A 12,533-nucleotide genomic window follows, 5' to 3' on the forward strand; every position below is an offset into this window, starting at 1 on the left:
ACCGCCACCCCGGCCGACCGCCGGAGCGGCTCCCCGTGCGCCTGACTGTCCGAATGACGAATGCCCCGTGCACGGCGGACCCACGCGTCGCGCACTCGACAGTGACGGAAACCCCTGTGATCACCACTTCGGGCCTGACCAAGGTCTACGAGTCACGTGGCCGCCAGGTCACCGCCCTGGACGGCGTCGACCTCCACGTCCGCGAGGGCGAGGTCTTCGGCGTGATCGGCCAGAGCGGCGCCGGCAAGTCCTCCCTGATCCGCTGCGTCAACCTCCTGGAGCGCCCCACCTCCGGCACGGTGACCGTCGACGGCGTCGACCTCACCGCCCTCGCCGGCAGGGGCCGCCGCGCCGGCAAGGACCTGCGCCGGGCACGCAGCAGCATCGGCATGGTCTTCCAGCACTTCAACCTGCTGTCCTCCCGCACCGTGAAGGACAACATCGAGCTCCCGCTGGAGATCCTCGGCGTCCCCGCCGCGGAGCGCTCCCGCCGCGCCCTCGAACTCCTCGACCTCGTCGGCCTCGCCGACAAGGCGAAGAACTACCCCGGCCAGCTCTCCGGCGGCCAGAAGCAGCGCGTCGGCATCGCCCGCGCCCTCGCCGGCGAGCCCAAGGTCCTCCTCTCCGACGAGGCCACCAGCGCCCTCGACCCGGAGACCACCCGCTCGATCCTCCAGCTCCTGCGCGACCTCAACCGGCAGCTCGGCCTCACCGTCCTGCTCATCACGCACGAGATGGACGTCGTCAAGACGATCTGCGACTCCGCAGCCCTCATGCAGAAGGGCCGGATCGTCGAGTCCGGCACGGTCGCCGAACTCCTCGCCACTCCCGGCTCCCAGCTGGCCGCCGAACTCTTCCCGGTCAGCGGCCACGCCACCGCCGCCGACCGCACCGTCGTCGACGTCACCTTCCACGGCGAGGCCGCCACCCAGCCGGTGATCTCGCAGCTCTCCCGCACGTACAACATCGACATCTCCATCCTCGGAGCCGCGATGGACACCGTCGGCGGGAAGCAGATCGGCCGCATGCGGATCGAACTGCCCGGACGGTACGAGGAGAACGTCGTCCCGATCGGCTTCCTGCGCGAGCGGGGCCTCCAGGTCGAGCCCGTCGACGAGCCCCGGGACGCCACGGACCCCGCCGCCCCCGCCGTCCCCGTACAGCAGCCGCACGTGCTCGTGAAGGAGAGTGCCAAGTGACCTGGGAAGAGATGCGCCCCCTGCTCGAACAGGGCACGGTCGACACCCTCTACATGGTCCTCTGGGCCACCGTCGTCACCATCGTCGGCGGCCTCCCGCTCGGCATCCTCCTCGTCCTCACCGACAAGGGCGGACTGCTCCAGAACCGGCCCGTGAACAAGGTCGTCGGTGCGATCGTGAACATCGGCCGCTCGCTGCCGTTCATCATCCTGCTGATCGCCCTGATCCCCTTCACGACCTTCGTCGTCGGCACCTTCATCGGCCCCACCGCCATGATCGTGCCGCTCGCCATCGGCGCCATCCCCTTCTTCGCGCGCCTCGTCGAGACCGCGATCCGCGAGGTCGACCACGGTCTCGTCGAAGCCGTCCAGTCCATGGGCGGCGGCATCCCGACCATCGTCCGCAAGGTGCTGCTCCCGCAGGCCCTGCCCTCGCTGGTCGCCGCCGTCACCACCACCGTCATCGTGCTCATCGGCTACTCCGCGATGGCCGGCGCGGTCGGCGGCGAGGGCCTCGGCTCCAAGGCCGTCACCTACGGATACCAGCGCTTCGACACCACCTTCATGCTCGTCACCGTCGTCGTCCTGGTCGCCATCGTCACGATCGTCCAGCTCCTCGGCGACGGCGTCGTACGGCTCCTCGCCCGCCGCGGCCGCACCGCCTGACGGCACCTCAGACCTCTTCGCCACGCGAAGACCACAGCCCGGACTTGTTGTCCAGGCGTCCACCGCTCCACATGAAAGAGGCACTCTTCGTGCGTAAGAACATCAAGCTCGCCGCCGGCTTCGCGTCCGTCACCGCCCTGGCCCTCGGCCTCACCGCCTGCGGCACCTCGTCGGACCCGTCCTCCGCCGAGGACGCCGCCGGCTCCGCCGACAAGGCGCTCGTCGTCGCCGCGTCCCCGACGCCGCACGCCGACATCCTGAAGTTCGTCAAGGACAACCTGGCCGAGAAGGCCGGACTCAAGCTGGAGGTGCGGGAGTTCACCGACTACGTCCTCCCGAACACCGCCACCCAGTCCGGCCAGGTCGACGCCAACTTCTTCCAGCACAAGCCGTACCTCGACGACTTCAACAAGAAGAACAAGACCACCATCGTCCCCGTGGTCAACGTCCACCTGGAGCCGCTCGGCCTCTACTCCAAGAGCCTGAAGTCGGTGAAGGACCTCAAGGCCGGCCAGACCGTCGCCGTCCCCAACGACACCACCAACGAGGGCCGCGCGCTCCACCTCCTCGCCGAGAACGGCCTCATCACCCTCAAGGAGGGCGTCGGCACCGACGCCAAGCTCTCCGACATCACCGACAAGAAGGGCCTGGAGTTCAAGGAGCTGGAGGCCGCCACCGTGCCCCGCGCCCTGAGCGACGTCGACGCCGCCGTCATCAACGGCAACTACGCGATCGAGGCCGACCTCTCCCCGGCGAAGGACGCCCTGGTCCTGGAGAAGGCCGAGGGCAACCCGTACGCCAACTTCCTCGCCGTCAAGGAGGGCGACGAGAAGGACGCCCGCGTGCAGAAGCTCGCCGAGCTCCTCAACTCGCCCGAGACGAAGAAGTACATCGAGGACACCTACAAGGGCTCCGTCATCCCCGCCTTCGGCGCCGCCAAGTAAGGCCACCGGTACAGTCCTTGAACGGAAGGCCCCGCCCGCCCCGTCCGGCGCGCGGGGTCTTCCGCGCGTCACCCCCATGTCCGACCCGGCCATGCGCACGCCGCGTCCCATGCTGCATGCTGTGCGTTCACGGTCTCAACGGACGGTCTTCGGTACGGAGCTGCGCATGACTACCACCTTTCCGGACATCTCCATCAGCACGGACCGGCTGGTGCTGCGCCCGTACGAAGAGGCCGACATCCCCGCCTTCGTCGAGATGATGAACGACGAACTCGTCACCGCCTGGACCTCCGTTCCCCACCCCTACGCGCGTGCGCACGCGGAGGACTGGGTGCGCAGGATCGCTCCTGCCGAACGGACCGAGGGCCGCGGCATCGTCTTCGCCGTCACCGAGTTCCTGACCCAGCGTCTGGTCGGCACCGTCCACCTGTACGACACCGACTGGCGCGTCCGCGCCACCGAGGTCGCCTACGTCACCGCCCCCTGGGCCCGCGGCGAGGGATACGCCACCGAGTCCGTCCTCGCCGTCGCCCAGTGGCTCTTCCGCGACCGCGGCTTCGAACGCCTCCAGCTGCGCACCGCCGCCGACAACACCGCCTCCCAGCAGGTCGCCCAGAAGATCGGCTGCATCAGCGAGGGCGTCCTGCGGAACGCCTGGATAGCGCGCAGCCTCACCGAGGGCGGCGAGTGGACCGACATCCGCACCGACCTCATCGTCTGGAGCCTCCTCCCCGAGGACCTCGACGGCGTCGCCGACCAGATGGCCGAGGCCGGATACTCCTCGTACACCGACTGGAGCTGAGCCTCCCGGGGGCCGACCCGGGGTACGCTCGACCCGCCCCGACCTGCGACGACACCACAGGAGACAGACGCGATGGCCGACCGGGTCACGGTGATCGGCTGGGACGGCTCGCCCCTCACCGCGGCGGCCCGGTCCGCGCTCTCGGCCGCCACCCTGGTGGCCGGCGCCGCCCACCACCTCGCGCTCCCCGAAGTGCCCCCCGGCGCCGAACGCGTCCGGCTCGGCAGCGTCGGCCTCGCCGCCCGCCGGATCGCCGGCCACCGCGGCACCGCCGTCGTCCTCGCCGACGGCGACCCCGGCTTCTTCGGCGTCGTCCGCACCCTCCGCGCCCCCGAGCACGGCCTGGAGGTCGAGGTCGTCCCCGCCGTCTCCTCGGTCGCCGCCGCCTTCGCCCGGGCCGGCATGCCCTGGGACGACGCCCGCGTCGTCGTCGCCCACCAGCGCACCCTGCGCCGGGCCGTCAACGTCTGCCGCGCCCACCCCAAGGTCGCCGTCCTCACCTCCCCGGGCGCCGGCCCCGCCGAACTCGCCCTCCTCCTCGACGGCGTCCACCGCACCTTCGTCGTCTGCGAGGAGCTCGGCACCGACCGCGAACAGGTCTCCGTCCTCACCTCCGACAAGGCCGCCGACCACACCTGGCGCGACCCCAACGTCGTCCTCGTCATCGGCGGCGCCGGCGGCACCGGAGCCTCCGCCGCCCCCTGGCTGATGGGCCACGACCCGGCGGCCGGAACCGTCCGCGGCTGGGCCGGACCGACGGAGGAGCACGCCTCCGAGGGACGCCCCGGCGTCGGCCAGGACCCCACCCTGCGCGCCGTCCAGCTCGCCCGCCTCGGCCCCCGCACCGGCGACCTCGTCTGGGACGTCGGCTGCGGCGGCGGCACCTTCGCCGTCGAGGCCGCCCGCTTCGGCGCCGCCGTCATCGCCGTCGACGCCGACCCGGCCGCCCGCACCCGCACCGAGGCCGCCGCCCGCCGCGACGGCGTCCTCCTCCAGACCGTCACCGGCCGCGCCCCGCACGTCCTGGAGAGCCTGCCCGAGCCCGACGTCGTACGGATCGGGGCCGGCGGCGTCCCCGTGGTCACCGCCTGCGCCGACCGCCGCCCCGAACGGATCGCCGCCCACGCCACCACCCGCGACGAGGCCGAGGCGATCGGCTCCGCCCTCACCGACGGCGGCTACGCCGTCGAGACCCTGCTCCTCCAGACCGTCGGCCTCGACCCCGCCGACTGGAGCGAGCGGGAACGCTCCGTCGTCTTCCTGCTCGCGGGCCGCCGGACCACCGGCGCCCCGTGATCCGGGTGTCCGCCCGGGCAGGTAGGCTGGCCGATTGTTGTACCGCACGGGGACGTTCGGCGTGTTGTTCGTCAATGTCCCGAAACGGCGACCGTCTTGACCCGTTCTCGACGGTCACCGGTGTGCGGGACACCGGGGGGACCGCGCGACGTGGCGCAGTCCACAGCGCACCGTGGCGGAACCGCCTGCCACGATGGGCGCGGGCCGCGACAATGCATGGGTGTCGGCGTGCCTCCGTGCCGCGCGGCGCACGCGCTCGTTCTCGTTGACGGGCGCAGCTCTGAAGGAAACACAACGATGGGCGAGGGGTACGCATGACGGACACCGGCCAGGTCCCGGGCGAGGGGCTGCCGGAGAACGCAGGCATGGTCGAGCAGCCGGGCATCCCCGCTCCGGGCGCGTACACCTTCCTGGACCCCTCCGGCCCGCTCCCCGAGGACGACGACATGCTGCTGATGCCGGGCACCCAGGGCGCCTGGAGCGAGCAGGCCCCGGGCGCCGTGCCGGCCCCGCCGATCGCCGTCCCCGCCCCGCCCGTGGTCCCGCCGCAGGGCGGCCCCGAGGGCACGGACCCCGGCGTGGTGCCGCCGCAGGCCGCCGCCCCGCTGGGCGACCCGCTCACGGACCCGCTGCCGGACCCCCTCACCGGCCCGCTCCCGGACGGCCTCGTCCTCGCCGACCAGCTGACCGCCCCGGTCACCCCGGCGCACGGCGTCCAGGTGCCCGGCGCCACCCCGCCGCAGGGCGTGCCGCTCGCCCCGCAGCCCCCGCTCGGCACCCCGGCGCACGGCGTCCCCGTCGCCCCGCAGGAGCCCGTCGCCACCGCCCACGGCTACGAGCCCGGCATCCTCGACACCGGCGCCCACGAGGCCGCCGGCCGTGACTCCGGCTCCGTCGACCTCGGCGGCGTCCGCGTCCCGCCGCCGGCCACCCCGTCCCGGCGCCCGCTCCACATGGGCCCGCCGGTCCCGGAGACCGCCACCGGCGGCGTCGTGCGCTCGCTCGCCGACCGCGGCCCGGCGGCGCCCGTGCCGGCCGCGCCGCAGGTCCCCGCGCCGGCCCCCGAGCCCCTGGTGGCCACCGGCCCCGCGCCCGTCCCCGTACGGACCCCCGGCCCGCCCACCACCGGCCCCGAGTACTTCGAGATCGCGCAGGACCAGCAGACGGCCCCGCAGGGCGCCGAGCCGTGGGCCGCGCAGCCGCAGGAGCCCCTGGCGCCCGCCGAGGCCCCCGCAGAAACGGTCGTCCCGCAGAGCGGGCTCTTCGTGCCGGTCGAGGGCTCGGTCCCGACCGCCGAGCAGCCGGCCCCGACGCCGACCCCGGCGGCCGGGACCCCGATCCCCGGGCCGGAGGCCGTGACGCCGGAGACCCCGGCTCCGGACGCCGTCGCGCCCGAGGCCGTGGCGCCCGAGGCCGCCGAGGCCCCGGCCCCGGAGGCCATCGTCCCCGCCCCGCGCGAGGGCGAGCCCGTCGCCGAGGCGGCGCCGGTGGCGGCCCCGGAGGCCGTGGCGCCGGAGGCCGTCGAGCCCGCCGAGGTGCCCGAGCCCGTGGCCGAGCAGCCGGCGGAGGCCCAGGAGCCCGTGGCCGAGGCCGTCGTCGCCGAGGCCGTGCAGCCCGCCGCGCCCGCCGACGTACCGGCGCAGCCCGAGCCGGAGGCCGAGCCCGAGCCGGAGGCCCCGGCCGCGGAGAGCCCGGCGGCCGAGCCCGCCCCCGAGGCCCCGGCCGCCGAGGCCGAGGCCGAGACCGAGACGCCGGCCGAAGCCCCGGTCGAGGCCGAGGTCCCCGCCGCCGAGCAGCCGGCCGAGCCGGTCCCGGCCGAGGAGCCGGCGGCCGCCGAGGAGACCCCGGCCGAGGAGGCCGTCGCGGCGGCCCCCGCCGAGGCCGTCACGCCCGAGGCCGTCACCGCCGAGCCGGCGCCCGCCGAGTCGGCGTCCGCCGAGCCGGTCGAGGCCGAGCCCGTCGCCGCCGAGGCCGTCCCGGCGGTCGCCGAGCCGGTCGCCGAGCCCGTCGCCGCCGAGACCTTCGCCGACGCCGCCGAGGCGCCCGCCGAGGCCGCCGTCATGGCCGTGGCCGAGGAGATCCCGGTCGTCGCCGACGACACCCCCGAGGACCGGGACGAGCCCCGCCCGGCCGCCCCCGGCTACGACGACGCCGAGCGCGAGGCCGTGCTCCGCGTGATGCGCGAGCGCCGCGACATCCGCAACGGCTTCCGCTCCGACCCGATCCCGCACGAGGTGCTGCTCCGCGTCCTGGAGGCCGCCCACACGGCCCCCAGCGTCGGCCACTCGCAGCCCTGGGACTTCGTCGTCATCCGCTCCGCCGAGACCCGGCAGACCATGCACGAGCTGGCCCAGCGCCAGCGCGAGGCGTACGCCAAGTCGCTGCCGAAGGCCCGCGCGAAGCAGTTCAAGGAACTGAAGATCGAGGCCATCCTCGACACCCCGGTCAACATCGTGGTGACCGCCGACCCGACCCGCGGCGGCCGGCACACCCTCGGCCGCTACACGCAGCCGCAGATGGCCCCGTACTCCTCGGCCCTCGCCGTCGAGAACCTCTGGCTCGCCGCCCGCGCCGAGGGCCTCGGCGTCGGCTGGGTCAGCTTCTTCGACGAGCGCGAGATGGTCCGCGAGCTCGGCCTCCCCGAGCACCTGGAGGTCGTCGCCTACCTCTGCGTCGGCTACGTCGACGAGTTCCCGGACGAGCCCGAGCTGATGCAGGCCGGCTGGGCCAAGCGCCGCCCGCTCTCCTGGGTCGTCCACGAGGAGACGTACGGCCGCCGCGCCCTGCCCGGCGAGGAGCCGCACGACCTGCTCCAGGAGACCGTCGCCGCCATCCGCCCGCTGGACGCCAAGGCGCTCGGCGAGGCGTGGGAGCGGCAGAAGCGGATGACCAAGCCGGCCGGCGCGCTCGGCATGCTGGAGATCATCTCCGCGCAGCTCTGCGGCCTCTCCCGGGTCTGCCCGCCGCCGATCCCCGAGCCCGCCGCCGTCGCGATCTTCGCCGGCGACCACGGCGTGCACGCCCAGGGCGTCACCCCCTGGCCGCAGGAGGTCACCGGCCAGATGGTCGCCAACTTCCTCGGCGGGGGAGCGGTCTGCAACGCCTTCGCCAACCAGGTCGGCGCCGAGGTCTGCGTCATCGACGTCGGCGTCGCCGGCGAGCTGCCCGCCACCCCCGGCCTGCTGCCCCGCAAGGTCCGGGCCGGCTCCGGCGACTTCACCACCGGCCTCGCGATGACCCGCGAGGAGACGATCGCCGCGATCGAGGTCGGCATCGAGACCGCCCGCGACCTGGTCGCGGCCGGCAACAAGGCGCTCCTCACCGGCGAGATGGGCATCGCGAACACCACCGCGTCCGCCGCCCTCATCTCGGTCTTCACCGGCGTCGACCCGGCCGAGGTCACCGGCCGCGGCACGGGCATCAACGACGAGACCCACGCCCGCAAGGTCGACGTGGTCCGCCGCGCCCTCGACCTGCACAAGCCGGACCCGCAGGACCCGATCGGCGTCCTGTCGCAGATCGGCGGCCTGGAGCACGCCGCCCTCGTCGGCTTCATCCTGGGCGCCGCCTCGCTGCGCACCCCGGTGATCCTCGACGGCGTCTCCACCGGCGCGGCCGCCCTGGTCGCCCGCGCCATCGCCCCCGAGTCGCTGGCCGCCTGCATCGCGGGCCACCGCAGCGCCGAGCCCGGCCACGTCGCCGCGCTCAACAAGCTGGGCCTGCGCCCGCTGGTCGACCTGGACCTCCGCCTCGGCGAGGGCACCGGCGCCCTGTTGGCCCTCCCGCTGGTGCAGAGCGCGGCCCGCGCCATGCACGAGGTCGCGACCTTCGACTCCGCGGGCGTCACCGAGAAGTAGCCCGTACGGCCCCGGCGCCGCCGCCCTCCACCGGGAGGCGGCGGCACCGGGGCCGCCGCACGTCCGCGACCAGGGTCACAGGGTGTCCGCGCCAGGTCACCGATATCGTGGTCACCGGGCCTCCCGCCCGCCCCACCAGCCGCTTCACCGCCGCAGCGGCCCCCCAAGCCCCTTCTGAGGAGCCGCCCGCACATGGCCGAGCACGTCGAGCACCCCGCCTACCCCGTCGGTCTCCGCCTCGCCGGCCGGCGCGTCGTCGTCCTCGGCGGCGGCACGGTCGCCCAGCGCCGTCTGCCCGCCCTCATCGCCGCCGGTGCCGACATCACCCTGATCTCCCCGTCCGCCACCCCCTCCGTGGAGGCCATGGCCGAGACCGGCGAGATCACCTGGGTCCGCCGCCGCTACGAGGACGGCGACCTCGCCGACGCCTGGTACGCGCTCGTCGCCACCACCGACCCGGCCGCCAACGCCGCCGCCTCCGCCGAGGCCGAGCGCGCCCGCGTCTGGTGCGTCCGCTCCGACGACGCCGAGGCCGCCACCGCCTGGACGCCGGCCACCGGCCGCGCCGACGGCGTCACCGTCGCCGTCCTCACCGGCCACGACCCGCGCCGCTCGGCCGCCGTCCGCGACGCGATCCTGGAGGGCCTGCGGGACGGCTCCCTCGCCGCGCCCGCGCAGCGCGCGCGTACGCCCTTCGTCGCCCTCGTCGGCGGCGGCCCCGGCGACCCCGACCTCATCACCGTCCGCGGCCGCCGGCTGCTCGCCGAGGCCGACGTCGTCATCGCCGACCGGCTCGGCCCCCGCGACCTGCTGGACGAACTGCCGCCGCACGTCGAGGTGATCGACGCGGCGAAGATCCCGTACGGCCGCTTCATGGCCCAGGAGGCCATCAACAACGCGCTGATCGAGCACGCCAAGGCCGGGAAGTCCGTCGTCCGCCTCAAGGGCGGCGACCCGTTCGTCTTCGGCCGGGGCATGGAGGAGGCGCAGGCGCTCGCCGCCGAGGGCATCGCCTGCACCGTCGTGCCCGGCATCTCCAGCTCCATCTCGGTCCCCGGCGCCGCCGGCATCCCGGTCACCCACCGCGGTGTCGCCCACGAGTTCACCGTGGTCAGCGGCCACGTCGCCCCCGACGACCCGCGCTCGCTCGTCGACTGGGCCTCGCTCGCCAAGCTCACCGGCACCCTGGTGATCCTCATGGGCGTCGACAAGATAGGGAAGATCGCCGAGGCGCTCGTCGCCCACGGCAAGGCCCCCGACACCCCCCTCGCCCTCGTCCAGGAGGGCACCACCGCGACCCAGCGCCGGGTGGACGCCACCCTCGCCACCGTCGCCGACGTGGTGAAGGCGGAGGAGGTCCGTCCGCCGGCCGTCATCGTGATCGGCCCGGTGGTCGCGGAGGGCCCCGGCAAGCTCACCCGCTGACACCCACCGAAGGAGCGCGCTGACGGGCGGCGGCGACCGCCGCCCGTCCCGCGCATTGGCACCACACCCCGGACAAGGCAGTATCACCCCGTGGCCGAACTCATCACGATCACCGACCCCGACGACCCCCGCCTGCGCGACTACACCGGCCTGACCGACGTCGAGCTCCGCCGCCGGCGCGAACCCGCCGAGGGCCTCTTCATCGCCGAGGGCGAGAAGGTCATCCGCCGCGCCAGGCAGGCCGGTTACGAGATGCGGTCGATGCTGCTCTCCGCCAAGTGGGTCGACGTCATGCGCGACGTCATCGACGAGGTCCCCGCCCCGGTGTACGCGATCCAGCCCGACCTCGCCGAGCGCGTCACCGGCTACCACGTCCACCGCGGCGCCCTCGCCTCCATGCAGCGCAAGCCGCTCCCGGAGGCCGGCGAACTCCTCGCCGGTGCCCGCCGGGTGGCGGTCATGGAGTCGGTCAACGACCACACCAACATCGGCGCCATCTTCCGCAGCGCCGCCGCCCTCGGCATGGACGCCGTCCTGCTCTCCCCGGACTGCGCGGACCCGCTCTACCGCCGCTCGGTGAAGGTCTCCATGGGCGCCGTCTTCTCCGTCCCGTACGCCCGCCTGGACACCTGGCCGCGCGGTCTGGAGGCGGTACGGGAGGCGGGCTTCAAGCTCCTCGCCCTCACCCCGGCCGAGAAGGCCACCGCCATGGACGAGGCCGCCCCGCACCGACTGGACCGGGTCGCCCTGATGCTCGGCGCGGAGGGCGACGGCCTCTCCGCGCAGGCGCTGCGCGCCGCCGACGAGTGGGTCCGCATCCCGATGGCCCACGGCGTCGACTCGCTCAACGTGGGCGCGGCCGCGGCCGTCGCCTTCTACGCGGTGACGGCGGGCCGCCCCGAGGCGTAGCCCGCCCCCGGATCAGCCCTGGAGGGCCTGGGCGGCGGCGATGCCCAGGGCCACCAGCAGCGTCACCACCACGAAGACGACCAGCCGCTGGCGCAGCAGCCGCGGGTTGGCCGGGCGGCGGCCGGTGGACGTCGTCCGGTTCCCCGGACGGGACCCGGACCGCGACTGCGCCACACGGGAGCCGCCGCCGGTGCGGGCGGGCGCCGAGGGCCGCGAGGACGCCGCGGGCCCGCGCCCCCGGGCGGCGGCCCGCTCCGGCTCCCGGCCCCGGGTGTCCCGCTCCGTGTACCGCTCGGTCGGCCGCAGCGTGCCGCGCTCCTCCACCCGCTCGCGCGGCGCCGGCGGCCGGGCGGCCGGCAGCCCCTGAGCCTCGCGGGCGGCGATCTCCTTGAGCCGCATCGACAGCTGGAGCGTGCTGGGCCGGTCCTCCGGGTCCTTCGCCAGGCAGGCCCGGATCAGCGGCGCCAGCGCGTCGGGCACCCCCTGGAGCTGCGCCTCCTCGTGCACCACGCGGTAGAGCATGACCTCGGAACTGCCGTGTCCGAAGGGGGAGTCGCCCATCGAGGCGTACGCGAGGGTGGCGCCGAGCGAGAAGACGTCCGTCGCCGGCGTCACGGCGGCGCCCCGCACCTGCTCGGGCGCGAGGAAGCCGGGGGAGCCGACCGCGGTGCCGACGTGGGTGAGGGTGCTGGCCCCGGTGGCCCAGGCGATCCCGAAGTCGATGATGCGGGGGCCCTTGGGGGAGAGCAGGATGTTCGACGGCTTCAGGTCGCGGTGGACGACCCCGGCCTCGTGGACGGCGACCAGGCCCTCGGAGAGCGCGGCACCGATCGACGCCACGTCGGCGGCCCGCAGCGGACCCTCCTCGGCGACCCGGTCGTGCAGCGAGGGGCCGGGCACGTACTGGGTGGCGAACCAGGGCCGTTCGGCGTCCAGGTCGGCGGCGACCAGCCGGGCGGTGCAGCCGCCCCGGATCCGCCGGGCCGCCGACACCTCACGGGCGAACCGCGACCGGAACTCCTGGTCCTCGGCCAGATCGGGCCGGATCACCTTCAGGGCGACCCGCTGACCGCGCCGGTCGGAGCCGAGGTACACGACCCCCATCCCTCCGGCGCCCAGCCTGCGGTGGAGCCGGAACGCCCCGACGATCCGCGGGTCCTCGCGCCGGAGCCGCATCATCGCCATGTCCGTCCCCTCGTCCGTTCGACGTGGCACAGCTTACGTAGTGCCGCCCCCGCGCGCTCATAGGCCGCGCCCTCCCACCGGCATCGATTGTCAGTACTGAGGGGGAAGGACGCCCCGGCCCCCACCGAACCTCCCCGTCAACACCCCTTCCCGCACAACCCACTTGACCGGGCCCTCCGACAACTCCCGTCGCCCCGCCCGCGCCACCGCGTCCGCCCCGCACCCCCTGCCCTGACCCGCCCCGACCGCCC

9 protein-coding genes are annotated in these 12,533 nt (G+C 74.8%); 8 read left to right on the forward strand and 1 reads right to left on the reverse strand.

Annotation, left to right across the window (positions count from 1 at the left end):
• The first annotated feature begins 116 nt into the window (after positions 1-116).
• The 8 genes from IF73_RS0125085 to IF73_RS0125120 all read left to right on the forward strand — a co-directional run bounded on the left by IF73_RS0125085 (position 117) and on the right by IF73_RS0125120 (position 11,097).
• Positions 117-1,199, forward strand: coding sequence for a methionine ABC transporter ATP-binding protein (locus IF73_RS0125085; RefSeq protein WP_031011891.1), 1,083 nt, complete (start codon positions 117-119; stop codon positions 1,197-1,199).
• The gene (locus IF73_RS0125090; protein ID WP_031011893.1) at positions 1,196-1,864 is read left to right on the forward strand and encodes a methionine ABC transporter permease; all 669 of its coding nucleotides are present in this window, start codon (positions 1,196-1,198) and stop codon (positions 1,862-1,864) included. Before IF73_RS0125085 ends, IF73_RS0125090 begins: the two co-directional genes overlap by 4 nt.
• Before the next feature lie 89 nt (positions 1,865-1,953).
• The gene (locus IF73_RS0125095) at positions 1,954-2,808 is read left to right on the forward strand and encodes a MetQ/NlpA family ABC transporter substrate-binding protein (protein ID WP_031011895.1); all 855 of its coding nucleotides are present in this window, start codon (positions 1,954-1,956) and stop codon (positions 2,806-2,808) included.
• A 166-nt stretch (positions 2,809-2,974) separates the two neighbouring features.
• Positions 2,975-3,610, forward strand: coding sequence for a GNAT family N-acetyltransferase (locus IF73_RS0125100; protein ID WP_031011897.1), 636 nt, complete (start codon positions 2,975-2,977; stop codon positions 3,608-3,610).
• Between the two features lie 72 nt (positions 3,611-3,682).
• Positions 3,683-4,906: a precorrin-6y C5,15-methyltransferase (decarboxylating) subunit CbiE gene (gene cbiE / locus IF73_RS0125105; protein WP_031011899.1), complete on the forward strand. Its 1,224-nt coding sequence runs from the start codon at positions 3,683-3,685 to the stop codon at positions 4,904-4,906.
• Between the two features lie 314 nt (positions 4,907-5,220).
• On the forward strand, positions 5,221-8,763 hold the full coding sequence (gene cobT / locus IF73_RS0125110) for a nicotinate-nucleotide--dimethylbenzimidazole phosphoribosyltransferase (RefSeq protein ID WP_031011901.1): 3,543 nt from the start codon (positions 5,221-5,223) through the stop codon (positions 8,761-8,763).
• Positions 8,764-8,955: 192 nt separating this feature from the next.
• Positions 8,956-10,188 (forward strand): uroporphyrinogen-III C-methyltransferase, encoded by a 1,233-nt coding sequence (gene cobA, locus IF73_RS0125115; RefSeq protein WP_031011903.1) that lies wholly within the window; start codon positions 8,956-8,958, stop codon positions 10,186-10,188.
• Positions 10,189-10,278: 90 nt separating this feature from the next.
• Positions 10,279-11,097 carry a TrmH family RNA methyltransferase gene (locus IF73_RS0125120; RefSeq protein WP_031011905.1) on the forward strand — a complete coding sequence of 273 codons (819 nt, stop codon included), beginning with the start codon at positions 10,279-10,281 and terminating at the stop codon, positions 11,095-11,097.
• Positions 11,098-11,109: 12 nt separating this feature from the next.
• On the opposite strand, the gene IF73_RS0125125 is transcribed toward IF73_RS0125120, so the two are convergent.
• A complete protein-coding gene (locus IF73_RS0125125) occupies positions 11,110-12,282 on the reverse strand; it encodes a serine/threonine-protein kinase (protein WP_031011906.1) in 1,173 nt (390 codons plus the stop codon).
• Positions 12,283-12,533 lie beyond the last annotated feature (251 nt).

The organism is Streptomyces sp. NRRL F-5727 (genome assembly GCF_000719555.1).
Taxonomy (GTDB): Bacteria; Actinomycetota; Actinomycetes; order Streptomycetales; family Streptomycetaceae; genus Streptomyces.